The organism is Staphylococcus microti, assembly GCF_000934465.1.
In the GTDB taxonomy this organism is placed as follows: domain Bacteria; phylum Bacillota; class Bacilli; order Staphylococcales; family Staphylococcaceae; genus Staphylococcus; species Staphylococcus microti.
Genome location: NZ_JXWY01000034.1, coordinates 19,328 through 45,500, shown reverse-complemented (window position 1 = coordinate 45,500; position 26,173 = coordinate 19,328). Strand labels below are relative to the sequence as shown.

At 38.8% G+C, this 26,173-nt stretch carries 24 protein-coding genes and 1 other RNA gene; 3 read left to right on the top strand and 22 right to left on the bottom strand.

The window, feature by feature from the left end; translation table 11 throughout:
- Positions 1-2: 2 nt before the first annotated feature.
- The 3 genes from TP70_RS05855 to TP70_RS05845 all read right to left on the bottom strand — a co-directional run bounded on the left by TP70_RS05855 (position 3) and on the right by TP70_RS05845 (position 3,082).
- Positions 3-677 carry a tetratricopeptide repeat protein gene (locus tag TP70_RS05855; RefSeq protein ID WP_044360274.1) on the bottom strand — a complete coding sequence of 225 codons (675 nt, stop codon included), beginning with the start codon at positions 675-677 and terminating at the stop codon, positions 3-5.
- A gap of 147 nt (positions 678-824) precedes the next feature.
- On the bottom strand, positions 825-1,937 hold the full coding sequence (gene mnmA, locus TP70_RS05850) for a tRNA 2-thiouridine(34) synthase MnmA (protein ID WP_044360273.1): 1,113 nt from the start codon (positions 1,935-1,937) through the stop codon (positions 825-827).
- Positions 1,934-3,082: a cysteine desulfurase family protein gene (locus tag TP70_RS05845; RefSeq protein WP_044360272.1), complete on the bottom strand. Its 1,149-nt coding sequence runs from the start codon at positions 3,080-3,082 to the stop codon at positions 1,934-1,936. The genes mnmA and TP70_RS05845 overlap by 4 nt, the downstream gene beginning before the upstream one ends.
- A gap of 208 nt (positions 3,083-3,290) precedes the next feature.
- Here TP70_RS05845 and TP70_RS05840 point away from each other — a divergent pair, with 208 nt between their 5' ends.
- On the top strand, positions 3,291-4,298 hold the full coding sequence (locus tag TP70_RS05840) for an LLM class flavin-dependent oxidoreductase (RefSeq protein ID WP_044360271.1): 1,008 nt from the start codon (positions 3,291-3,293) through the stop codon (positions 4,296-4,298).
- A gap of 136 nt (positions 4,299-4,434) precedes the next feature.
- Here the strand turns inward: TP70_RS05840 and TP70_RS05835 are convergent, their stop codons facing one another.
- Positions 4,435-4,626 carry a CsbD family protein gene (locus TP70_RS05835; RefSeq protein ID WP_044360269.1) on the bottom strand — a complete coding sequence of 64 codons (192 nt, stop codon included), beginning with the start codon at positions 4,624-4,626 and terminating at the stop codon, positions 4,435-4,437.
- A 110-nt stretch (positions 4,627-4,736) separates the two neighbouring features.
- A complete protein-coding gene (gene cymR, locus TP70_RS05830) occupies positions 4,737-5,156 on the bottom strand; it encodes a cysteine metabolism transcriptional regulator CymR (protein WP_044360267.1) in 420 nt (139 codons plus the stop codon).
- A 131-nt stretch (positions 5,157-5,287) separates the two neighbouring features.
- On the opposite strand from cymR, the gene TP70_RS05825 reads away from it, so the two are divergent.
- On the top strand, positions 5,288-6,553 hold the full coding sequence (locus TP70_RS05825) for a replication-associated recombination protein A (RefSeq protein ID WP_044360265.1): 1,266 nt from the start codon (positions 5,288-5,290) through the stop codon (positions 6,551-6,553).
- A 128-nt stretch (positions 6,554-6,681) separates the two neighbouring features.
- A complete protein-coding gene (gene mazE / locus TP70_RS05820; protein WP_044360264.1) occupies positions 6,682-6,879 on the top strand; it encodes a type II toxin-antitoxin system PemI/MazE family antitoxin in 198 nt (65 codons plus the stop codon).
- A 55-nt stretch (positions 6,880-6,934) separates the two neighbouring features.
- Here the strand turns inward: mazE and TP70_RS05815 are convergent, their stop codons facing one another.
- The 17 genes from TP70_RS05815 to recJ form a co-directional block, all read right to left on the bottom strand.
- Positions 6,935-7,705 carry a tRNA threonylcarbamoyladenosine dehydratase gene (locus tag TP70_RS05815; protein WP_044360263.1) on the bottom strand — a complete coding sequence of 257 codons (771 nt, stop codon included), beginning with the start codon at positions 7,703-7,705 and terminating at the stop codon, positions 6,935-6,937.
- 120 nt (positions 7,706-7,825) lie between these two features.
- A complete protein-coding gene (opp4C, locus tag TP70_RS05810; protein ID WP_044360261.1) occupies positions 7,826-8,719 on the bottom strand; it encodes an oligopeptide ABC transporter permease in 894 nt (297 codons plus the stop codon).
- A 12-nt stretch (positions 8,720-8,731) separates the two neighbouring features.
- A complete protein-coding gene (gene opp4B, locus TP70_RS05805; protein WP_044360260.1) occupies positions 8,732-9,694 on the bottom strand; it encodes an oligopeptide ABC transporter permease in 963 nt (320 codons plus the stop codon).
- Positions 9,691-10,680, bottom strand: a complete 990-nt coding sequence (locus tag TP70_RS05800) for an ABC transporter ATP-binding protein (RefSeq protein WP_044360258.1) — start codon at positions 10,678-10,680, stop codon at positions 9,691-9,693. Before TP70_RS05800 ends, opp4B begins: the two co-directional genes overlap by 4 nt.
- Positions 10,670-11,698 carry an ABC transporter ATP-binding protein gene (locus TP70_RS05795; RefSeq protein ID WP_044360257.1) on the bottom strand — a complete coding sequence of 343 codons (1,029 nt, stop codon included), beginning with the start codon at positions 11,696-11,698 and terminating at the stop codon, positions 10,670-10,672. Before TP70_RS05795 ends, TP70_RS05800 begins: the two co-directional genes overlap by 11 nt.
- A 97-nt stretch (positions 11,699-11,795) precedes the next feature.
- Positions 11,796-13,514 carry an oligopeptide ABC transporter substrate-binding protein gene (gene opp4A / locus TP70_RS05790; protein ID WP_044360256.1) on the bottom strand — a complete coding sequence of 573 codons (1,719 nt, stop codon included), beginning with the start codon at positions 13,512-13,514 and terminating at the stop codon, positions 11,796-11,798.
- Between the two features lie 203 nt (positions 13,515-13,717).
- Complete coding sequence (locus TP70_RS05785; protein ID WP_044360255.1) at positions 13,718-14,380, bottom strand: SDR family oxidoreductase; 663 nt, start codon at positions 14,378-14,380, stop codon at positions 13,718-13,720.
- 161 nt (positions 14,381-14,541) lie between these two features.
- Positions 14,542-15,267 carry an NADPH-dependent F420 reductase gene (locus TP70_RS05780; protein ID WP_044360254.1) on the bottom strand — a complete coding sequence of 242 codons (726 nt, stop codon included), beginning with the start codon at positions 15,265-15,267 and terminating at the stop codon, positions 14,542-14,544.
- A gap of 146 nt (positions 15,268-15,413) precedes the next feature.
- Entirely contained in the window at positions 15,414-15,767 is a 354-nt protein-coding gene (locus TP70_RS05775) for a winged helix-turn-helix transcriptional regulator (protein WP_044360252.1), read from the bottom strand.
- An 83-nt stretch (positions 15,768-15,850) separates the two neighbouring features.
- Positions 15,851-16,044, bottom strand: a non-coding RNA gene (gene ssrS / locus TP70_RS11975) — 6S RNA.
- 118 nt (positions 16,045-16,162) lie between these two features.
- A complete protein-coding gene (gene aspS, locus TP70_RS05770; protein ID WP_044360251.1) occupies positions 16,163-17,929 on the bottom strand; it encodes an aspartate--tRNA ligase in 1,767 nt (588 codons plus the stop codon).
- A 4-nt stretch (positions 17,930-17,933) separates the two neighbouring features.
- Positions 17,934-19,202: a histidine--tRNA ligase gene (hisS, locus tag TP70_RS05765; protein WP_044360249.1), complete on the bottom strand. Its 1,269-nt coding sequence runs from the start codon at positions 19,200-19,202 to the stop codon at positions 17,934-17,936.
- A 378-nt stretch (positions 19,203-19,580) separates the two neighbouring features.
- Positions 19,581-20,459, bottom strand: coding sequence for an N-acetylmuramoyl-L-alanine amidase (locus TP70_RS05760; protein ID WP_044360248.1), 879 nt, complete (start codon positions 20,457-20,459; stop codon positions 19,581-19,583).
- Entirely contained in the window at positions 20,456-20,908 is a 453-nt protein-coding gene (dtd, locus tag TP70_RS05755; protein ID WP_044360247.1) for a D-aminoacyl-tRNA deacylase, read from the bottom strand. The genes TP70_RS05760 and dtd overlap by 4 nt, the downstream gene beginning before the upstream one ends.
- Positions 20,909-20,920: 12 nt before the next feature.
- Positions 20,921-23,110, bottom strand: a complete 2,190-nt coding sequence (locus TP70_RS05750; protein ID WP_044360245.1) for a RelA/SpoT family protein — start codon at positions 23,108-23,110, stop codon at positions 20,921-20,923.
- 239 nt (positions 23,111-23,349) lie between these two features.
- Positions 23,350-23,868 carry an adenine phosphoribosyltransferase gene (locus TP70_RS05745; protein ID WP_044360243.1) on the bottom strand — a complete coding sequence of 173 codons (519 nt, stop codon included), beginning with the start codon at positions 23,866-23,868 and terminating at the stop codon, positions 23,350-23,352.
- Between the two features lie 10 nt (positions 23,869-23,878).
- Complete coding sequence (recJ, locus tag TP70_RS05740) at positions 23,879-26,164, bottom strand: single-stranded-DNA-specific exonuclease RecJ (protein ID WP_044360242.1); 2,286 nt, start codon at positions 26,162-26,164, stop codon at positions 23,879-23,881.
- Between the last annotated feature and the right edge of the window lie 9 nt (positions 26,165-26,173).

Below are 26,173 nucleotides of genomic sequence, written 5' to 3'. Positions count from 1 at the left end.
GTTTATCCCTCCTCTTCACGTTGAATCATTGTAAATGTTTTAATCGCATGATGGCTCAACATGTGTGTATCATCCATCTCAACTGCACGTTGAAAGCCTTGAATTGCGGCTTCAATATCTTCATTCATCATATAACGTGCAAGTGTTAAGTTATATTGCGCATCTGCATGCGTCGGTGCTTTCTCTAAAATACGTTCTAATAGTGGAACGGCTTGTTCAAACATTTCGTGTTCACATAACAATAACGCATATTGAAATTGTGCTTCAATATCTTCAAATTGGACGTCCATTTCAGATGCACGCATTAAAAATGGCAGTGCTTTATCTTTCGCATCTAATTGTACAAACGACATACCCAACATAAAGTAAACATCTTTTGTTTCGAGTTGTTTGCTGATTGCCAATTGATAAAGCTTAATCGCCTCTTGAAAACGCCCTTCATTAAAATAAACATTTGCTAAATTATAATAGATGACGCCATTTTCGGGTTGTAGTGTGATTGCACGTTGGAAAAATCGTTCTGCTTTTTCAATTTCTCCCGCTTCTGCCAGCAAAATACCTGAATTAATATAGTTTTCCACTTCTTCAGGTGCCGCTTCAATATTATCAAAACATGCTTGAAGTGCTTGTTCAAACTGTCCTTGTTTAATCAGTTTATGTATCTGTTCTTGTTCCATGATTGTATCACCTTTACATATTTTATAAACTTAACTTCAATTGTACATCAAAAGTAGCAATAACTAAAATAGGGCGTCGCACAAAAAATCTTTAGTTTTTTAAAGATTTTACTGTACTCGCCCATTGCTTACCTCTTACGATTTAACTTAAATGACGTAGCTGAGTTGACCACTGTTTTTATACACATCATCAATTGTTGCACCACCGAGACAAACATCGCCGTCATAAAAGACCACGGCTTGACCTGGTGTAATCGCACGCACAGGTTCATCAAATGTTACACGAATAGCATCGTCGCCTTCTTTCGTTACAGTAACACCTGTATCTTGTTGACGGTATCGGAACTTCGCCGTACATTTTAATGGTTCTGATAAATCCATGTTATTCACAAATGACACATCTGATGCCACTAAATAATCACTGTACAGTGCATCGTGATGGAAGCCTTGTTCAACATATAAAACATTATCTTCTAAGTTTTTACCAACGACAAACCATGGATCTCCGTCGCCACCGATGCCGAGACCGTGACGTTGTCCGATTGTATAATACATCAATCCGTTATGTTGTCCTTTTAATTCACCATCAAGCGTACGCATTTCACCTGATTGCGCTGGTAAATATTGTGATAAGAATTCTTTGAAGTTACGTTCTCCGATAAAACAAATACCTGTTGAATCCTTTTTCTTCGCAGTTGCTAAGTCTTGTTCAAGCGCAATCGCACGCACTTCTTTTTTATCAATATCACCGATTGGGAACATCACTTTTTGTAGTTGTTCATCAGTCAGTTGATTTAAGAAATAGGTTTGGTCTTTATTTTGGTCAACACCACGCAACATTTCGACACGTCCGTCTTCGCTACGACGCACACGTGCATAATGACCTGTCGCAACGTAATCTGCACCTAGTTTTAAAGCATGTTCTAAAAACGCTTTAAACTTAATTTCTTTATTACACATAACATCCGGGTTCGGCGTACGCCCTTTTTTATATTCATCTAAGAAATAGGTAAAAACTTTGTCCCAATATTCTTGTTCAAAATTGACCGCATAGTATGGAATCCCAATTTGGTTACATACGGCAATCACGTCATTATAATCTTCTGTTGCGGTACATACGCCATTTTCATCCGTATCATCCCAGTTTTTCATAAAAATACCGATAACGTCATAACCTTGTTGTTTTAATAAATAGGCTGTAACGGAACTGTCGACACCTCCTGACATTCCGACTACAACACGTGTATTTTCATTTGTCACGCATGTTCCTCCTCTTTAAATTTCAAATATATTTTTTGAATTTCGATAATCATACGATTGACGTCTTCTTTCGTCATCAACTCGTTCAAACTAATACGCACTGAGCGTGTAACACGTTCATCATCACCGTACATTGCTGATAGGACGTGTGATGGAATCGTTGATCCTGCCGTACATGCTGAGCCGGATGAGACATAAATGCCTGCGAGGTCCAATAATGTTAGCAGTGTTTCAACATCTATAAATGGAAAATATAAATTCACAATGTGATTCGTTGTTTCAACCATTGAACCGTTCAATTCAAAAGGAATTGCTCTACCTTGTAAGCCGACTAACAATTGTTCTTTTAGTAACGCAATATGAATATTGTGCGCATCACGTTCTGAATCAGCAAGCTTAAGCGCCTCGGCTAAACCAACGATTTGCGGCACATTTTCAGTTCCTGCGCGTCGCTTCGTCTCCTGTTCGCCACCTTGTTGTTGATAGCGAATCGTCGTTCCTTTTTTGACATACAGTACACCGACACCTTTTGGGCCACCAAATTTGTGTGCCGTCAAGCTGAGTGCATCTACATCTAAATCTTTCACATCAATAGGTAAGTGACCGACTGCTTGAACAGCATCTGTATGAAAATGAGCGTTAGATGCGGCAACAATTTCTTGAATTTCATCAATTGGCTGCATCGTACCCACTTCGTTATTTACAAACATAATCGACACAAGGGTTGTATCTTCACGCAAAGCATCCTTCAGCTGTTGCAAATCAACACGTCCCGTTGCATCAACATCTAAATACGTCACTTCAAAACCTTGTTTTTCCAGTGATTCAAACACATGTAACACGGAATGATGTTCAATTTTTGATGTAATTAAATGCTTCCCTTGATCACGTTGTGCTTGTGCAATCCCTTTTATAACCGTATTGTTTGCTTCTGTCGCACCACTTGTAAAGATGATCTCACTCGGTTCCGCATTTAAAATACGTGCAACCTCTCGTCTTGATGTATCTAAAAAATGGCGTGCATCTCTTCCTTGTGTGTGAATGGAAGATGGGTTGCCAAAATGATGTTGGTAGATCGACATCATCGCTTCTATCACTTGTGGTTTAACCGGTGTGGTTGCAGCATAATCCGCATAAATACCCATTTACGACAGTCCTTTCTTCTAATTCAATGTTCCTATTTTAGCATTGGCATTTTTATTTTGCTAGTAGTCTGTTCGGAACTACTTTTTATGAATACTTCCATTGTATGATGAAAGCGCAGTATCTGCAATGAAACAGTCACGAGCAATTTAGACGCTTATAGATAGAACAAGTGCTATACTAACCTCAGAAAAGGAGTGTAGGTACATCATGAAACAGATTCGTTATTCCGCTTTGAACCTCGTTCCAATTAGAGAAGGTTCAAATGACCGTGAAGCCATTGATGAAATGATTCAACTCGCACAAACACTAGAAAAGCTATCCTATGAACGCTATTGGATTGCAGAACATCACAATGCACCGAACTTAGTCAGTTCGGCAACAGCCATTTTAATTCAACATGCGCTTTCAAATACAAACCATATGCGTATCGGCTCAGGTGGTATTATGTTGCCTAACCATGCACCACTCGTTGTTGCAGAACAGTTTGGTACGCTTAAAACAATCTATGGTGATCGCCTTGATTTAGGTCTCGGACGTGCACCCAGCACTGATATGGCAACAGCCAATGCATTACGCCGTGACAAGCACGATGGTGTGTATCAATTTCCTGATGAAGTGTCACAGCTGATTCAATATTTTGGTCCCGACACAAAACAAGGTTACGTAAAAGCCATTCCTGCAGTCGGTACAGAAGTTCCACTTTATATATTAGGCTCATCAACAGATTCGGCACATCTCGCTGCACGTAAAGGCTTACCTTATGTATTTGCAGGGCATTTTGCGCCACAACAAATGAAAGAAGCACTTAGTATTTATCGAGAGTTATTCAAGCCATCAGAATTTTTGGACGAACCATATGTAATGGTATGTTTAAACGTTGTCATGGCAAATACAAGCGACGAAGCGATGCATTTAGCAACCACACAATCACAAATGTTTGCAGGCATTTTAAGAGGGCGTATGCAAAAAATGCAACCGCCTGTTCGCGATATTCATTCTGTCTTATCGCCTCAAGAAGCAACGATGGCAGATACCCGTATTCAACAATCACTCGTCGGCGACAAAGCTGCCGTGAAACAACAAATTCGCGACTTTATGCGATATTACGGAGATGTTGATGAAATTATGGGCGTGAGCTATATTTATGACACAGAAAAACAAGCACAGTCATATCAATATTTCAAAGAAGCAATCGATAAACTGAATGCTGAATAACCGAATGATTTACACAGACGTCCGTAAAACTGTTAATCCAGTTGTGGGCGTTTTGTTGTTTGTCTGTTCAAATAAAAAACAGTAGGAACCCTACATAGAGTGCCTACTGTTTGCATCATTTAATGATGACGGATGATTATTTATCACCTTTTAATTTGTCGATTGCTTCTGTAGCTTTGTCTTTAACGTTCTCAACAACTTCTTTCACTTTACCAGCTGCTTTGTCTTGCTTACCTTCAGCTTCTAATTGTTTATCGTCAGTTACGTTACCTACAGTTTCTTTTAAGTTACCTTTTGCTTGGTCGAACTTGCTTTCAGCGTTTGTCATAATTATTACCTCCAAATTTTACTTACATATTCATTATACCCTATTTGAAACAAGGTTAAACATCATTCGTAAAAGTTTTTTGAAATACTTTTCGAGATGTGCACGTATCATTAAATATAGAACATGTAACCTTCTAAATCCGCAGTATCTTTATATGCCGCAAGCGAATGTAATGTCGTTTGATCTAATACATCTTTTACCGCATCGCGCATACGCAACCATAACTGTTGTTGTGCAGGTGGTTCTGATTCTATGCGTTCCACAATTGTTAGTGGCCCTTCGAGTAAGCGGATGATGTCGCCTGCTGTTATTTCTTCGGATGGCATGTTCAATTCATAGCCACCTTTGGCACCACGCATACTTCTAATGAGCCCTGCATTACGCAACGGTCCTACGAGTTGTTCAAGGTATAAGTCACTAAGATCATTTTCTTCAGCGATTGTTTTTAGAGAAACACACCCTGTTCCCTCTCTTTTCGCTAAAGCAATCATCAATGTTAAACCATATCTGCCTTTAGTCGATATTTTCATTCGATTACCTCACCTATCCATCCTATTTGCTTACAATTTTTCACTATTTATATTATTATAATACCATTGCGAAAAGAGTACAAATATTACTCAATGAAGACTAGTTAAAAATCATGTAAGGAGGTCATCACATGACAACGGAACCACTCGCTTCTCGCATGCGACCACGTACGATTGATGAAGTGATTGCCCAACAACATCTCGTTGGCGAAACAGGCATTATCCGCCGAATGGTCCAAGCGCAACGCTTATCATCTATGATTTTTTACGGACCACCCGGTATTGGTAAGACGAGTATTGCACAAGCGATTGCAGGAAGCACCGCTTATAAGTTTCGTCAGCTCAACGCTGTAACGAACACGAAAAAAGATATGCAGCTGATCGTGGAAGAAGCCAAAATGTCCGGCCAAGTCATTTTATTATTAGATGAAATACATCGTCTTGACAAAGCAAAACAAGATTTTTTACTGCCACATCTTGAAAACGGCAAAATTGTTTTGATTGGTGCAACGACATCAAATCCTTATCATGCAATTAACCCTGCAATTCGTTCTCGTGCGCAAATCTTTGAACTTTATCCACTTGAAGCGGCTGATATTAAGCAAGCATTGCAACACGCTTTAGATGACGAAGAACGCGGCTTGAAACAATATGATGTGACGATTGATGATGATGCGTTCGAATACTTTGCGACTCAAAGCCAAGGTGATGTTAGAAGTGCTTTAAACGCATTAGAATTAGCCGTATTAAGTGCAAATACAAAGCCCGCACATATTACGCTAAAGGATGCTGAAGACTGTTTACAACGTGGTGCATTTCTAAGCGATAAAGACGGCGATATGCATTACGATGTTATGAGTGCATTTCAAAAGTCAATTCGAGGCAGTGACGTGGACGCCGCATTACACTATCTTGCGCGACTAATCCAAGCAGGAGACCTACCAACAATTGCACGTCGCTTGTTAGTGATTAGTTATGAAGATGTCGGACTTGCCTCACCTGGTGCGGGCCAACGTACATTAGCAGCAATTGAAGCGGCGGAACGTTTAGGTTTTCCAGAAGCACGCATTCCTTTGAGTCAGGCAGTGATAGAACTTTGTCTGTCCCCTAAATCGAACTCAGCAATCACATCCATTGATAGTGCCTTATCTGATATTCGCCAAGGGCATGTTGGACAAATTCCAGATCATTTAAAAGACGGCCATTATAGCGGCGCAAAAGAACTTGGTCGTGCGATTGGCTACAAATATCCACATAATTATGACAATGGCTTTGTTGCCCAACAGTATTTGCCAAATAAACTAAAAAACAAACAGTATTATCAACCGAAAACAACTTCAAAAGCAGAACAACAATTCAAGCAAATATATGATAATATTACGAAACAACAGAAATAATATATAAAGCTAGGGAGCAGGACAGAACGCATAAAGTATCTGTCCTGCTCCCCATTTTTCATAGCTTTAATGGACTGTCCCACTTAGCACTGTTACTGATATTTTATATTGAGAAAGGATGATTTCTATTGGACACTGTAAAAACGTATAAGCATGGACATAACATTGCTATTACAGTAGATAGCAAGTTCACCATCCCGCCTGGTAAAATTTACTATATTTATGTAGAAGACAACGGCACAATTTCTTTAATCCCAAAAGTTGACGACTATTTTGCAAATGCGAAAGAAAATGAATTTATTGATGACGAAGATGATTTGGTATGAAACGTATAAAAGCATGAAGCGCCCATACAATATAGATGGCACTTCATGCTTTTTGTTATTGTTTATCTTTAATGCGTGTCACTGGAATATCTTCTACTATTTTATTACATACATAGCTTGCTAATATTAAGCCAACAACACTCGGCACGAAAGCGTTAGAAGATGGTGGCATTTGCGCTTTGCGGTTTTTACCTTGTGCATCGCCAACGACAGCTTTGACATCTTCACGAATAACAATTGGACTTTCATCAGAAAAAACAACTGGAATCCCACGATAAATCTTCTTCTGTTTTAATTTCTGACGAATAATGCGCGCAATTGGATCAGTATGCGTTTTTGAAATATCAGCAATTTCAAAACGTGTTGGGTCTGTTTTATTTGCGGCACCCATACTTGAAATAATTTTAATGCCACGTTGTAAACATTGCTCCATTAAATGCACTTTATAAATGATTGTATCGCTCGCATCAATGACATAATCAATATCATAGTCATTGAATAATTGCTCATATGTTTCTTCTGTGTAGAACATATGCAATGGCGTGACTTTACAATCTGGGTTAATCAGCTTAATACGTTCTTCCATCAATGTCACTTTACTTTGTCCAACCGTTGTTGTTAAAGCATGTAATTGACGATTGACGTTCGTAATATCTACGTCATCTTTATCAATCAAAATGATATGTCCGATGTTTGTACGTGCTAACGCTTCAGCTGCAAATGAGCCAACGCCTCCGACACCTAAAACGGCAACAGTTGTATTTTTAAGGCGATCAAGCCCTTCTTTACCGATCGCAAGTTCATTTCTTGAAAATTGGTGTTTCATTGTTATCTCCTTTTACGTCGTATCTATGTCCTCTACATACAATAGACGTGTCGTCATTTATCTTAGTATGTTTATCATAATTGCATCATACCATAGATGAAAATGATTTTGAAACAGACATTAATGACGTGATTTCGGATTTAATGCGTCTTTTAACCCTTCACCAATAAAGTTAATACATAAAATCGTTACTGTAATGGCGATGGCAGGTGGCATCCAAATCCAAGGTTTACCACGTAAAATATCGCCTTCTTGTGCGTCGCTCAGCATGTTCCCCCATGTTGGTACAGATTTATCAATCCCAAAGCCCAAGAAACTTAATCCTGCTTCAGCGACGATTTGAACTGCAAAAATAAGTGTTCCTTGCACAATGACAACACTTAAAATATTCGGCAATAAGTGTTTAAACAATATTTTATACACAGGTGTCCCGATAGATTGGGCAGCAAGAAAGTATTCGTTTTCTTTCTCTTGCATGACCTTACCTCGAACGATACGTGCGACACCGACCCATGATAATGCGATTAACACGAGTGCGAGAACAATTGCTGAGCCATACTGATTTTCAATTTTCCCACTAAATGTTGCATTTAATACGACTGCAAATGGAATAAATGGGAACAGCATCACAAATTCTGTAAAACGCATGAGTAGAGTATCAACCCAACCACCATAGTAACCGGAAATCATTCCAATCAGTATACCGATAACCATTAGACCAATTGTCGTAATAAGACCGAATATGAGTGAAACGCGCCCAGAATATAATAAGCGACTTAAAATATCACGACCACCGGAATCAGTGCCTAGCCAATGTTGTGCCGTCATTTCCCCTTTAATTAATACAAGGTTTTGGACGTTCGGATCATAAGGTGCGAGAAGCGGTGCCAAAAGTGAAATGACAAAAATCAGACCTAAAATAACACTCGCTGCCATCGCTGGTTTATTTTTCAAAAACTTTTGTTTTGCGATTTCATAAGGTGAACGATTTTTTACTTTGACTTGTTTTGACATGGTTTCCGCCTCCTAATTACTCTTGATTCTCGGATCTACAACACTATATGCGATATCCGAAATCAGATTTGCTAATAAACCTAAAAATGAGAAAAAGAGGAGTAAAGCCATCATTAGTGGATAGTCTTTCCCACTAATTGCGTCAATCAGTAACTTCCCAATCCCCGGATAAGAGAAGATTGTTTCAGTAATAACCGCACCACCAAAAACTGACACGACATCCGCACCGAAAAATGTAACAATCGGAATAATTGAATTTCGTAAAATGTGCTTATTATAAATTTTAGATTCTGATAACCCTTTTGCACGTGCCGTTCTAACGTAATCTCTACGTGAATTTTCAATAATGTCATTACGTAAAAATTGTACATAACTTGCCGTAGATAACAAGCCGAGTACGGTACCCGGTAAAATCGTATGATACAGCTTACTGATGTAATATTCGAATGTGCCACTTTCTAAGCCAATTGCCACCGAACCTGAGAACGGGAATAAGCCTAGTTGAAACGCAAAAATGTAAATGGCGAAAACACCCGCAACGAAAGACGGAATGGCAAGCATTAAATAGTTGATAAATTGTATGCCGTAGTCGATAGGACTATATGGTTTTCTACCGGACAGAATACCTAAAGGAAACGCAATAAGATACGTAATAACCAAGCTGACGACACCTAACAGAATCGTATTGGGCATACGCTCTTGAATTAAATCCATAACAGGACGTTTGTAGCGGATTGAATCGCCGAGTTCTCCTTGCAGTACATTTCCTCCCCACTTCATGTATTGCACGGGAATAGAGTCATTGAGCCCTAGCTTTTCCCGTTGTTCTTCATAATAGCTCGCATCTACACTCGGGTCCATTTGGCCGGTAAATGCATCACCCGGCTGTAACTTCGCAAGTAGAAATATAACGATAGACATCGCAAACAATAATGGAATCATCAATAAAAAACGTCGAATAATTAAAGTTGTCATAGTGGAAACACCTCATCTTCCAAAAGAATACAAGCAGCGTAATGATCCTGTTCAACTTGACGATATGCCGGTTTTTCCAAGCGACATTCTGGCTTTGCTACCGGACATCTTGTATGAAATGGACAGCCTTGTGGCGGGTCACTTGGAGAGGGTAAATCTCCTTGTAACAAAATACGCGCTTTTTTCTCTCCCGGTCGAATTTCAGGAATCGCTGAAATAAGCGATTGCGTGTATGGATGTTGCGGATGATTATAAATTGCTTCGGCAGGTCCTTGCTCGACAATATGGCCTAAGTACATCACGCAAATATAATCACTCACATGTTTCACGACACTTAAATCATGTGCGATAAATAAATAACTCAATCCAAATTCTTCTTGCAATTCATCCATAATGTTCAACACTTGCGATTGAACAGATACATCTAACGCACTAACTGGTTCGTCCGCTATAATCAACTTCGGCTTTAACGCAAGCGCACGTGCAATGCCGACACGTTGACGTTGCCCGCCAGAAAATTCATGGGCATATTTATAATACGCTTGCTCACTTAAACCAACACGTTGTAATAAATCTTTCACTTCTTGTTCAATCTCTTTTTGCGACTTGTGATAGTAGTTACGAATCGGTTCGCCAACAATATCGCCAACCATTTGCATTGGATTTAATGACGCATAAGGATCTTGAAAAACCATTTGAAATCCTTTGCGTGCTTCTCGCAACGCTTTTCCTTTTAATTTTGTAATATCTTGGTCGCAAAAACGAATCTCGCCAGATGTCACATCTTGTAATCTTAAAATCGTACGTCCTGCTGAAGATTTGCCACAGCCAGATTCACCTACTAATCCAACAGTTTGTCCTTTATTTACAGTGAATGAAATACCATCAACTGCTTTGACTTCTCCGATTTTCCTTTGAAAGATGCCCCCTTTAATTGGGTAATATTGTTTTAAGTTTTTTACTTCAAGAATCGGCTCATTCGACATGTTGTACGCCCCCTTCGTTCATAACACCATCATTCATGACACTTTCATCGAACAGATGACAAGCTACGCGATGTGTATCACTCACGTGAATGGTATTTAAATTTTTCTGTGTACAAACTGGCATCGCGTTCGGACAACGATTGGCGAATTTACAACCGACTTCTGGTAATTCATTAAGTCCGGGTACCGTGCCTTCAATTGTTTCTAACCTATCTTGTTGTATATCAAGTCTTGGAATTGCTTTTATCAGCAATTTCGTGTAAGGATGTTTTGGGTCACTAAAAATGTCTTTTACAGACGCACGTTCAACGATTTCTCCCGCATACATAACCGCAACGTTATCGCACACTTCAGAAATAACACCGAGGTCGTGTGAAATAAAAATAATGCCCATGTCCGTTTCTTGTTGAATACTTTTTAACAGCTCTAATATTTGTGCTTGTACCGTCACATCAAGTGCCGTCGTAGGCTCATCTGCAATCAGTAACTCGGGTGAACATGAGATCGCCATCGCAATCATGACACGTTGACGCATTCCTCCTGAAAGTTGATGTGGATAGGAATCAACGACTTGTTCCGCGCGTGGAATCCCTACTTGTTTCAACAAAGAAATCGCACGTGACTTTGCTTCACTTTTGTTGATATTCAGATGATTGACCATCATTTCAATCAATTGATTCCCTATTGTAAAAACAGGGTTCAATGATGTCATCGGTTCTTGGAAAATCATCGCTAACGCATTGCCACGAATTTGATTAAATTGAGCCATGTCCATCGTGTCAATACGTTGTTGTTTAAAGTAAACTTCGCCACTATGAATCTCGCCAATTTTATCGGGTAATAATTGTAAAATCGACATGCTTAACACCGACTTACCGGAGCCAGATTCACCGACAATCCCCATGACTTCTCCTTTGTTTACTGTGAGGTTAATGTTTGAAATCGCATTGTATCTTTGCCCGTTAATTTCAAAACCTGCACATAAATCTTTTACTTTCAATAATTCTCGTTCTTCCATACTATCTCCCCCAATCCCCTTTAGTTATGTATTTTTGAAGTATGATAAATGAAAGGATTGAGCAGTTCAATCGCCCAATCCTTCACATTTAAATGCTTTATTCTTCTTCAACCGTCCATTCATAAATTGGGTTCGTACCTTTTAATGACACTTCAAAGTTTTTCACTTTATTGTTAACCGCTGTAACATCTTTCAGTTCAGCAATCGGAATCACCGGCACATCTTCTGCCATAATCTTTTGCCATTCTAAATACTTTTCTTTACGTTTTTCTTTGTCATCTCCTACAACATCGCCGTCAACTGCTTCTTTTAATAACGCATCGGCTTTTTCATTATTGTAACGAGATTCATTCCATAATGCTGTCGACTTGTACAAACCTGATGGATCCGGATCTGCACCTTGCACCCATGTTCTCACATAAGCTTCCATGCTCTTGTCAGCTTTTTCTAAGTCATCGCCGAATTTACCAAACTCAACCATTTCCGTCTTGGTTTTTAAACCGACTTTTTCCCAGTAGCCTTTAAGTGCTGCCGTACGTGGTTCAAATGTTGGGTTTGAGCCCGCATAATGCTTCAAGTTCACAACGAACGGTTTGCCGTTTTTATCTTCTCTCCAACCGTCGCCATCTTTGTCTTTATAGCCCGCTTCGTCTAATAATTTTTTCGCTTTTTTCACATCGTAGTCGTATGATGGTACATCGCCTTCTTTAGCGCCACTCCAATGTGCTGATGGAATAAGTCCGTTTAATGGCTTACCATAACCGTAATAGAATGCGTCAATCCATTCTTGACGATTAATCGCATGTGCCATCGCTTGACGTAACTTTTTATCTTGATACTTCGGACGTTCTTTGCCAATTGTTTGTGTTTTCTTATCATAGTCATTTAACACAAATCCCACAATCGCATATGACGTTGAAGGTGACTCTAGTATTGAAAGGTTTTCTGAACCGTTATCACTCAACTCTTTCGCAATTGGCGGTGTAATTGTAGCCATATCAATGTCGCCACTTTCTAACGCTTGTGCCATCGATGTTTGTTCGACAACACGTAAATTTACTTTGTCGAGTTTTGGTTCCCCTTGCCAATAATCATCGAATTTTTCAAGTGTCACTGATTCACCATCAACAATATTTTTCACTTTATATGGCCCAATACCAACTGGATTTTTTCTCACTTCTGGTGATTTCGCCATATCTTTGACCGGAATATCTTTAAAAATCTTTTCGCTAATCAATGACCCTGTCCAAAGATCTAATAAGTTATTCGCTTTGTTCTCTTTGAAAGTAATATCTACCGTGTAGTCATCAATTTTCTTAATACCTGAAATACTATCAGCTTGACCTTTGCGCTTTTCTTCTGCACCTTGGACACCTTCAACGTTGTTATAACGTGGCCCATCATAATCCGGGTCCGCCAATGTTTCTAACGTGAAAATCCAGTCATTGATTGTTAACGGATTCCCGTCTTGCCACTTAACATCTTTTTTTAGTTTAAAAGTGTATGTAAGCTTGTCGTCTTTCTTTTGTTCCCATGATAAAAGTTTTGGTTTCATATTCAGTTCATCATCAAACTTGACAAGACTATCATTGAAGTAATCAATGACTTCACTGTCACCTGAAGAACCTGCAAAGATTCCTTGAAAATTGCCCTCTGGTGCTGCCGCAAGACCCACATTTAACGTGCCGCCCTTCGCATCACTTTTTTCAGTTTTACTTTTACTACCGCCTGAGCCAGAATCCCCTTTACCACATGCCCCTAATACAAGTACAACTGCAACCAATAAAATAGAAAAATACTTCAATCGATTGTTCATACAATTCCCCCTTATTTAATTGTGTCTATTTATTTACAATTATTATATTAGTCTGATAATTTTGTCAATAATTTATTTTAAAAATGTAATATTAGTCTTTCGAATTGTAAAGTATATAAAACATTTATTGTTATTATAAAATACAAAAACAGATAACAAATGTGTGAAATAATTCATACACTGTTATCTGTTTTATGATGGTTTTATTTGTGTGCTGCAACCGCTTCGTGTGCTGAAGTGTCGCCATTAACCACTTGGAATTCTTTACCGTGAATCGCTGGTTGTGTCACGACTTCATAAAGGACACGTGCAACGTCTTCACGTGGAATGGATAAATCACTTGGGTTGTCAAATTGTGCTTGGATTTGCACTTTGTCATTGCCTGCTTCATTCGTTAAAATACCAGGATGAACAATTGTCGCTATCAATCCACTATGTCGTAAATAATCATCTGCATAGTGTTTCGCGATAGTATATGGTTTAAGACTGCCACCTTGTTCAATCGCCTCACGACGTGAATCCCAAGTGGACACCATAATGAAGTGGTTCACTTTCGCTGCTTCTGCGGCACGAATCGCTTTCACCGCACCATCTAAATCGACTGCAATGGTTTTATCTGCGCCTGTTTTACCACCTGATCCGACTGAAAAAACAATTTGATCATAACCACTTAATTTTGATGTTAAAGTTTCAATGCTATCTTGTTCAACATCAATTAAAACGGCATGAATGCCCTGTGCTTCTAGCGCTTCTTTCTGTTCTGACTTACGTACACCTGCTGTAAAATCAACGTTCTGTGCTTTTAACTGTTGTACAAGAAAGCGACCTACGCCACCGTTTGCACCAAGTACGAATGTTTTTGTCATCATGAATCCCTCCAAGAAGTATTAAATTCATACTAGTACATTCGGGATTGAAATGCATGTAAACTGCTCAAAAAATCAAAGCGTATTCTTATAAGTTAGATGTATCCGTTCGGTATTAAGAATGGACATGTCATTTGCAGATGACACATCCTTTTTATAGATTAATTTACTTTATATAATTTACGGTTCAAATGAACAATATCTTCATGCGTCATCCCAGGTTCAAAATACTTCCCTACCTCGTCTCTTTGTATAGGGGCTGCTGCTTTGTCTGCACGTTCTAATGCTTTTGTCATATCATCGCTATTGAGTTCTGTGCAATATGCCGGTGTCCCCGGTTGTTGACGCCATGAATTCTGCAATGTCCCATTATCTACAGCATCAAAACCAACTTCATCAGCGATATTCATAATGATTTCTTTTTGCAAATCATCATTTCCTGCAACTGCCATTGCAATACGGTTGTCGCTTTTTTGACTGCTACCTTTTTGCGATAATGTATAGGCTAATTGATTATTAAATGCTTTAATCACATCTCTACCAAGTTGCTCTGACACCCATACACTTTCTGGCATTCCCTCTTCAATTTTAGTGATTTGTGCATCTCTAAATGGATAATAATTTGTTGTATCCACAATAATAACATTATTCTTAAGTTGTGATACCATTTCTTTTATTTGAGGAACAACAGCTAATGGTAATGAAATAATCAAAATATCAATATCTTGTCCCAATTGTTCTAATGCCACAGCTTCCCCTGCAATCTCCTTATCTTTTAAATGTGAGAGCCCACGTGCATCAGCTACCTTTACATGATGACCTTTTGCGTGTAATTTATGTGAAAGTGTTGCACCGATTGGACCAGCGCCGATAATACCAATTTTCATTGTAACATCTCCTTGATTTCTCTATATCCACCTATGTTACAACAGCATTTGATACTTTTAAATAGGGCAAAATTTATTGCCATAGTCTTATTTTTAGTACTTTTGCCGTTCAAACAATTTGTTGATTACAATGCCATTGTTTCGTTTTATGATTGCGTATAGTCACTGCCAAATTTTTCCATCATCTCTATAATATTGACGAGTTTTTGTCCTTTATCAGTCAAATGATAAACAACTTTTGGTGGGACTTCGGGATAAACGGTTCTATGAATCACGCCATCTTTCTCTAATTCTCTTAGTTGTTTGGTTAAAGAGCCTTGAGAAATACCATGTAAAAGCTGTTGAATCTCAGTAAATCTTTTGCTATCCTCTTTTAAAAACCAAATGATTAAATGTTTATAACGGCCTGATAAAATATTTTGGGTAATCATAATATGATGTATATCTTTATGTTCCTTCGTTGCACAGTCTGTGAATCCATCATTACAAATCTTGACCATTTGTATAGCCTCCAATACATGTTGTTAAATGATAGTCAAAAAACGGCATAAAAAATACGCAAGACATAACGCCTTGCGTACCGATAGAATCCATGAGTGCCGTAGTTTGAAAATGCTTGATCATTTTGGCCTGCTATATACAGGTGGGTGTCCTGTTTCTTGTTTAGCACGTCCTCCTATAGAGGCGTGTGCGCTGCAAGAAAACCAATTGGACTCCCTGATCAATGAGTGTTAGGTCAAAATATAAAAAGCGAACTTACGAACACCCTAGACGACTATCTTATAAACTCATATTACCATATTATTTGAAATACGCAAGTAAAACACCTGCCAACAAAATTGGAAAACAGTAGCGGCGTAAATGAAATCTCACTACATCACTACTGTTTTTATAATTAATGTTTGATACGTAATGATAATTCGTCTAATTGACGTTCTGATACTGCACCCGGTGCATCTGTTAATAAATCAGTTGCTGATGCTGTTTTCGGGAACGCAATTGTATCACGTAAGTTCGTACGACCTGCAAGTAACATTACTAAGCGGTCTAAACCTAATGCGATACCACCATGTGGCGGTGCACCGAACTTGAATGCATCAAGTAAGAAGCCGAATTGTTCTTGCGCTGCTTCTTCAGTAAAGCCAAGTGCTTTAAACATTTTTTCTTGTAATTCGCCATCGTGAATACGGATAGATCCGCCACCTAATTCGTAACCGTTTAAGACAATGTCATACGCTTGTGCTTGTGCCGTTTCAGGTGCTGTTTCTAATTTTTCAACATCTTCTGGTTTTGGTGATGTAAATGGGTGATGTGCTGCCACATAGCGATGTGCTTCTTCATCATATTCCAATAATGGCCAGTCTGTTACCCATAAGAAGTTCATTGCTTCTGGGTCAATTAAACCACGTTCTTTACCAAGTTTATTACGCAATGCACCTAAACTTTGCGCAACAACGTCTTTTGTGTCTGCAACGAATAATACAAGGTCGCCAGCTTTTGCATTTGTTAATGCTTGTAACTGTTCAACATGTGCTTCTTCAAAGAAACGTGCGATAGGTCCTGTTAAGCCTTCTTCAACAACTTTTACCCATGCCAACCCTTTTGCACCGTAAATATTAACGAATTCTGTTAAGCCATCAATATCTTTACGTGTGTAATCATCAGCTGCATTTTCTACAACAAGCGCTTTAACTTGTCCACCGTTTTCTACGGCACCTTTGAAGACTTTAAAGTCCATTGAATGACCAAGTTCAGATACATCAATTAATTCCATACCGAAACGTGTATCTGGTTTATCGCTACCATAACGTTCCATCGCTTCTGCATATGTCATGCGAGGGAAAGCATCTGTTAAAGTGATGCCTTTTACTTCAGACACAACTTCTTTCAACATCGCTTCACCTAACGCCATAACATCTTCTTGTTCAACGAAACTCATCTCAATGTCGACTTGTGTAAATTCAGGTTGACGGTCTGCACGTAAGTCTTCATCACGGAAACATTTTGCGATTTGGTAATATTTATCGAAACCACTAATCATTAATAATTGTTTAAACAACTGTGGTGATTGAGGTAATGCATAAAATTCACCATCGTGAACACGTGAAGGAACAAGATAGTCACGTGCGCCTTCTGGTGTTGATTTTGTTAATACAGGTGTTTCAATATCATAGAAACCTGCTTTGTCTAAGTAGCGACGAATCGCTTGTGTCGTTTGATGACGCATTTTGAATGTTTCAGCAAATTTTTCACGACGTAAATCTAAATAACGGTATTTTAAACGAATATTTTCATCTACTGTTAAGTTCTCTTCGTTCAATGCAAACGGTGGTGTTTCTGATTTGTTAATAATCGTTAAAGTTTTCGCTTGTACTTCAACTTGACCTGTTTTGATTTTGGAGTTCACAGTTTCAGCATCACGCTTTGTCACAGTTCCTGTCACTTCAACGACATACTCAGAACGTACGCGCTCAGCGACTGCTAATGCTTCTGCTGAAAAATCTGGGTTGAATACAACTTGTACGTAGCCTTCACGGTCACGTACGTCAACGAAAATTAAGCCACCGAGGTCACGTCTGTTGTGTACCCATCCTTTTAAAGTTATTTCTTCTCCTAATAAAGATTCTGTCACTAATCCACAATATGTTGTACGTTGTGTCATTTTATTACGCTCCTTTTTTTATATAACTTGCTATTTCGTCAAATGCGATTGTTTCTGAATCGCCTGTTTCCATGTTTTTAATCGCTACTTGTTGTTGTTCTAACTCTTGATCTCCAATAACAATCGTATATTTCGCTTGTAAACGATCGGCTTGTTTCATTTGGCCTTTTAATTTACGTGATAAGTAGTCTTTATCTACTTTAACGCCTGCATGACGTAAATCATTTAACAATTTGACTGCAAAATCATCAGCCGCTTCACCCATCGTTGCCACGAATAAATCAAGGTGTTGATGTACGGGTAATTCAATACCTTCTGCTCCAAGTGCTAGCAACAATCTCTCAATACTTAAAGCAAAACCGATACCTGTTTGTTTCGGTCCATCTAATAGTTCTAATAAACCATTATAGCGTCCGCCACCACATAATGTCGTAATCGCACCGTCATAATCTTCATTGTCCATCATTAATTCAAATGCGGTATGCGTGTAGTAATCTAAACCACGCACAAGATTTGGATCAACAACATATGGAATACCTAAACGATCTAAATGTGCTTTGACCGCTTCAAAGTATGATTTTGAAGTATCATTCAAATAGTCCGTAATGGATGGTGCTGTTTGCATTTCTGGTTGATTGCGATCGACTTTACAATCTAAAATACGCATTGGATTCGTTTCAATACGTTTTTGACAATCCGCACAGTAATTATGAATAACTGGTTGGAAGTGTTCACGCAATGCTTGTTGATATTCAACACGTGATTCTGCGTCGCCAATACTATTGATGACAAGTTTTAAGTTTTTTAAACCAAACGATTGATAAATATGCATAACCATCGCAAGTACTTCTGCATCAATGCTTGGATTTTCTGCCCCAATCGCCTCAACGCCAAACTGGTTGAACTGACGGTAACGCCCTTTTTGTTTACGTTCATAACGAAACATTGGCCCATTGTAATACAATTTAACCGGCTGATTTGGCAAGCCTTGCATTTTATTCTCGATGTAACTACGAACGACTGCCGCTGTGCCTTCAGGTCGCAATGTAAGGCTGCGATCCCCTTTATCTTTAAACGTATACATTTCTTTTTGAACGACGTCAGTGGAATCACCAACACCTCTCGCAAAAAGTTCCGTGCTTTCAAAAATAGGCGTGCGAATCTCTTCGTAATTGTAGCGTGCCATCAATTCATGTAACCGTGATTCGATGTAGCGCCACTGTGCTGATGTTTCGGGTAAAATATCTTGTGTTCCACGCGGGATATTGATCATCTTTACACATCTCCTAGCTCATTAAATTAGTTCAATTTATGATTCACATCAATTTTTAGAGGTTGCGACAAATATAAAACGTCCCTTATATGCTCACACATATAAGGGACGTTCTACTGCCGTGTTGCCACCCTAATTAAGATGTACACATGTGTGTATCATCTCCACTCTATAGCTGATAACGTTCGCAACACGACTTTATTTTCATAAAGTACCTCTTCTTGTGTTCAGTCGTATAGCTGAATGGTTTGTCTTACAGCCGAGGACAAACTCTCTTTGGCTTATAGGCCACATCTCACTATACACCTTCAAGAATACATACGGTGATTCATATAAAATTCATATACCATCATAACTGTTTTTTGTTGTCTTTTCAAGCTATTGATTAAGGAAATAATTTTTCAGACCATCCACTACTGCAGATTCTACAATATAGCGGTGATTTTTATCATTAATCAATATTTCATCTGTTGGATTACTAATATAGCCTAATTCCAACAATACTGCTGGTTTTTTCGTTTGGCGCAACACTTGATAATTCTCTTGTCTTGGACCACGATCAGATAGCAACGCTTTTTTCTGAATACTTGCATTCAACGTGTTCGCCAATGCTTCTTGCTTGTCGTGATACCAATAAACTGTTGCACCATTCGCATCTGGGGATTCCAGTGCATCGTTATGAATACTAATAAAGACATCACCCGTCGCTTTACGGTCTTTCAACTTCACATACGTGTCATCTTTACGTATCATTTTAACTTTTGCACCTTCATGCTCAAGTTGTTTCTTCAGCTCGAGCGCTGTTTTTAACGTCATATCTTTTTCAAGCGTTTTCTTACCTGTACGACTCGACGCCCCTTGGTCGCCACCACCGTGGCCAGGATCTAACACAATGACTTTATTTTTCAGTGGACGTGCATTCGGATTAACATCTTCTTTTATATCGAGATTCGTATGCCAACCTGCAATCCAGCCTTTTTGTTTATGATCCCTAGATCTGACTTCTATCCATTTACCTGAACGAGAAATCACATTAAACGTATCCCCTTTTTCTACATCATATAACACGGGATAAGCAGCATTCGGGCCTGTACGTATCTCGGCATTCTCTATTAAATGGATTCGGTCATCTCGTTGCGTGAACGCGATGATTAACGCCACAATGATTAATAGCACGACCAAAACAGCTAAGCATGCGAGATAGACCCTTTTAGGATTTAACTTTTTCTGTCTAAGCCATTGATCCAATCTTCTCATAGCACTTTGCCATTTTCACTTTCATAAATAATCGTAACAGGGCCATCATTTTGTATATCTATCAGCATATCAGTGCCAAACTCCCCTGTTTCTACTGTAAGCCCATATGAACGTAATGCGTCATTAAATTGCTCATATAACGCATTCGCTTCATCTGGTGCCATTGCGTTTGAAAATCCCGGGCGGTTGCCTTTTTTCACGTCTGCATACAGTGTGAATTGTGAAATAGACAACACCGCGCCTTCAATTTGTTGAATATTTAAATTTAGTTTACCTGCTTCATCTTCAAAAATACGTGCATTTGCTATTTTTTTTGCAAGTGCTTCTGTATCAGCAAGCGTATCGCCATTACCGACACCAACGAGTAAACAGAATCCTTGTGAAATTTCACGATGAATCGTCTCATTCGTTACGGCAGCAGATTTGACACGTTGAACGACAATTTTCATAGTCAGACACTCCTAATTCCATACTCGAGTTACTGTATAAATATCTCCAAGTTGCTTGATTTTATCTGCAACTTTAAATACTTCATGTACATTTTTTACCATAATACTAAGATTAATAACAGCATTTTTATCAATATCTGACTTACCAGATACTTTAATCAGATGACTTGATGTGCTATTAACAGCTTGCAAAACTTCATTGAGCAAGCCATTACGGTCGTATGCCGTCACTTCAAGGTCCACTTGATATTTTTGTGACGCATCTTTCGACTTAACCCATTCAACATCAATCAAGCGTTCGTCTTCATTTTGAATGTTTGGACAGTCGGTACGATGAACTTTAATACCATGTCCTTTCGTAATATAGCCAAGTATTTTATCCCCGGGAATTGGGTTACAGCACTTCGATAGTTTAATAAGTACATTATCTAAGCCTTCAACATATACACCTGAATCTGTCGTAATATGGTCTTTAATTGGTACAGATTTCGTCACTTCTTGTGCTTGGTTCAACGCACGTTGTTTTTGTTCGATGCGAATACGTTCTGTCAATTTGTTAACGATTTGTTGTGAAGTCACACCACCAAATCCTACAGACGCATACAAATCAGATTCATTCGCAAAATTATATTTTTCGTTGACGATTTTAATATTGGCTTCTGTTAAAACTTCATCCACTTTAAAACCTTGTTCTTTCAACTCAGCTTCAACCATAAACTTTCCTTTTTCAATATTGGAAGAACGGTCTTGTTTTTTGAAGAAACTTTTAATTTTACTCTTTGCACTTGATGAACGTACAATTTTCAGCCAGTCACGACTTGGGCCGTAAGAATGCTTACTTGTACGAATCTCTACGATGTCGCCTGTTTGTAAAACATAATCAATCGGTACAATTTTGCCATTTACTTTCGCACCAATCATTTTATTACCGACTTCACTATGAATTGCATAGGCAAAATCGATTGGCACCGCACCATACGGCAACTCAATCACATCACTCGCTGGTGTAAATGCGTACACTTTGTCACTTTGCAAATCGAACTTCAACGACTCGATAAACTCTTGTGCATCTGTAGAAGTGTGATCCGTTTCCGCAATATCTTTCAACCAATCTAACTTTTTGTGATATGTTTCACTGTCTTGTGTAACTTGCTTACCTTCTTTATATGCCCAGTGTGCAGCAACCCCATGTTCTGCAATTTCGTGCATTTCAAACGTACGAATTTGAATTTCTAACGGGTCGCCATTCGGTCCAACAACTGTCGTATGCAACGACTGGTACATGTTCTGTTTTGGCATCGCAATATAGTCTTTAAAACGACCTGGCATCGGCTTCCATAATGTGTGTACAAGTCCGAGTACTGCATAACAATCTTTAATAGAATGCACGATAACACGCACAGCTAATAAATCAAATATTTGGTCAAATTGTTTTTTCTGCTTCATCATTTTGCGATAAATACTATAAATATGTTTCGGACGGCCGTTAATCTCACCATCAATATTCATAATATCCATCTCTTTGCGAATATTATGAATCGCATTTTCAATATATGCTTCGCGTTCACTACGCTTTTTCTTCATCAAGTTAACGATTCTGAAATACTGTACATTGTCGATGTAACGCAACGCGATGTCTTCAAGTTCCCACTTGATTGTATTAATCCCTAAACGATGTGCAAGTGGTGCATAAATTTCTAATGTCTCTTTAGAAATGCGTATTTGTTTTTCACGTGGCATCGCACGCAACGTTCTCATATTATGTAGTCTATCAGCGAGTTTGACTAAAATAACACGCACATCTTTTGCAATCGCAATAAATAACTTGCGGTGATTCTCTGCTTGTTGCTCTTCTTGTGAGCGATATTTTACTTTTTTCAGTTTTGTCACACCATCTACAATTGTTGCAATCTCAACATTAAACATTTCAGCAACATCATTAAATGTATAGTGTGTATCTTCAATAACATCATGTAGAAAGCCCGCTACAATTGTCGGTCCGTCTAAGCGTATTTCAGTTAAAATTCCAGCAACTTGAATGGGATGCATAATATATGGTAAGCCATTTTTACGGAATTGCCCCTCATGTGCCTTATATGCGAGATGATAACTCTTCAGTACATACGCATACTGTTCTTCACTGAGGTATGTTTTCGCTTTGTGTAGCACCTCATCAGCACTATATGGATATTCGTTATTCAAGTGGACACCCCCAACAAAATCAATATTAATTCTATCATACTACAAGCATTGCAATAATTGAACTATATGCCGTATCTTTTTATCTTATCACTTTTTAACGCTGTGACACAGTTGTACACACTATAAAATGATTAGATTTGCAAACTTTTTAGTGTCTCTTTTGTGACAAAATAATAAAAAGCAGAACAGCTTTAGCCATTCCGCTTCCAAGTTGATACTTTCAACGTAACATACATATTTTATTCATCGTATGATGTTAAGCACATCACGTCGTAATCTTTTATTCTATCCATACCGTTTAAGTATGCTAATTCAATAATAAATGCAATACCCGCAACAATACCACCTTGTTGTTCTACAAGATTGATCGCCGCTTCAATCGTACCACCTGTTGCTAACAAGTCATCTGTAATTAATACACGTTGACCTGGTTTAATCGCATCTGCATGCATTGTTAAAACATTGCTACCATATTCTAAGTCGTATTCATAACGAATGACCTCTCTCGGTAGTTTGCCTTCTTTACGAACAGGTGCAAATCCAATACCCATCGCATACGCAACAGGACACCCAATGATAAAACCTCTTGCTTCTGGTCCGACTACTATATCGACATTTTTTTCTTTCGCATATTTTACAATTTGGTCCGTTGCATAGCCATATGCTTCACCGTTATCCATAATTGTTGTTATATCTTTAAAGCTCACGCCTTTTTGAGGCCAATCTTGTACCTCTGATACGTATTGTTTTAAATCCATCGATATCCTCCTACTTCGTGCGTGCCAATGATGTCTCAATCCATGCTTTAACCGCACTAAATTCGTCATAAAGTAATTGTTTTTCAACTTCTAATCGCTGAACGCGTGCTTGATAGACACGACTCGACTCAATCGGTCGCTTATCACTTTGTTGCACCGTTTCAATTATACCATCTTTTTGCGCTATAAGACCTAGGTCGAGAAAAACTTTCAACATAAATTTCAAGTCGTTCGGCTTCACATTTAAATGCTGACACAACGCCATGCCATCTTGTGCAAGATTCGTTTGCCCTTTTTGCATTAACGCTTTATAACATTGTTTAAACAGTGCTTGCTGTGGAATGCCTTCAAAATAAACAGAACGCTCATGTGCAAATACTAAATATATTTGTGACACGTCCAGTTGTTGTAAAGTCGCTTCAATATCTTCCATCGTTAATGGTAAATCACGAAAGACACATTTTTCATAATGCGCTGGAATTGCTTCACCATAATAAAACTCATTGTCGTGCGTTTTATCACGACTCGGATGAATAAAATAGCTCACATTGTCATCCGTTTCAAACGTCGGCAGCTTTTTATTTTTACTGCGGTAATCTAAAATTTGTCGTTCATTACTTGCCATATCCATTAAAATAAACTGCGCACTACGATTGCCATTCCACTCGTTGATTTGTAACTCGCCAATCATATCCAAAGCTTGCCCACTCATCAATTCAGCTGCACGGGGGCCATTATTCCAATAAATGGCTTGCATCGAAGTATTTTCAAATGACACTTTCAGATGTTTTTGCTGCTGCCCCATTGCTTTCGCTTGTTGGACTTGCATACCAGCCAATTGAAGAAGTGGTTTACTAAATCCCATACCAAATGGTCTTAAGCGATGCATCGCTTGAATGTTATCTATCGTAATATCTTCAAGACACACAACCGCATCAACCGTTTTTGTTGGCTGTAATGACACATCTGCATATGCTTCGTGCATCCAATGATTGAGGCCTTCACGGAGTGCATCGACATCATTCAAGTCTAATGTAAGGCCTGCTGCCATATGGTGCCCACCAAACTTTTGAATCAGCTGCGATTGCTGTGATAACGCATCAAACATAGAGACTTGTTCAATGCTTCGTGCCGATCCTTTAGCATGTTCTTTTTCCACATCTAAGTTCAATACCATCGTCGGCAAATGATATGTGTCGACAATACGCGATGCTACAATACCTAGTACACCTTCATGCCAACTTTCTTGAGCAAGCACTAAAAATTGATGTCCACGTTCTACAAAAGTTGCTGCCATCGCAAGCGCCTCATCAGCAATGGTACTCACAATATCTTTACGCTCTTGATTAAAGTGCTCGACTTGTTCTGCTAAAAATAATGCTTCTTCTTCATCTTCAGCCATTAATAACTCAGCAGCTAAACTGGCATCGTCTAAACGTCCAACGGCATTCAATCGTGGTGCTATTAAAAAGCCAATCGTCTCTTCTGTAATGGCATCGTCATAACCCGCCTGTTCTAAAATCGCTGAAACGGATACGGGTTTATCATCATTCAACTGCTTAAGCCCTTTTTTAACAATCGCTCTGTTTTCATCCGTAAGTGGCACTAGGTCTGCTACTGTTCCAATCGCTGCAAGCCCCCAATACGTCGTTGGCAGTTGATCTCCTAACAATGCACTTGCTACTTTTAACGCCACACCCGCACCGCATAAATAACGACATGGATAGTCATAGTCGGGATGCATCGGATGAACAATCGCATATGCACTAGGCATCGTTGGACCAATTTCATGGTGATCCGTCACAATTACATCGACACCTTGCTGTTGGACCATTTCAATCTCATCATGTCCTTGTATCCCATTGTCAACTGTGATAATTAGCGAGACGCCTTCATCCACTGCATTTTGAAACGCTGCTTCACTCGGTCCGTAGCCTTCTGTAAATCGGTTTGGAATGTACCATCCTACGACAGCACCAAGTCGACGCAGTGCATCTACCATAATCGTCGTAGAAGTCACACCATCCGCGTCATAGTCACCATAGACAAGAATCGGTTCTTGGTTTGTAATCGCTTGTTGAATACGTGTTACTGCTTTTGTCATATCACTTAACAATTCTGTATCATGAAAGATAGGTTGATCTTCTAAAACAGCCTTCAATTCAGTTTCACGAACAATACCTTTGCCTTCTAAAATACGCTGCATAATCGGCGTAATATTAAATTGTCGAATCAATGTATCATCAATTTTAGGATTATCTTCACGAGTTATCCACTGATATTTCGGTTTTATCATCGTTATATA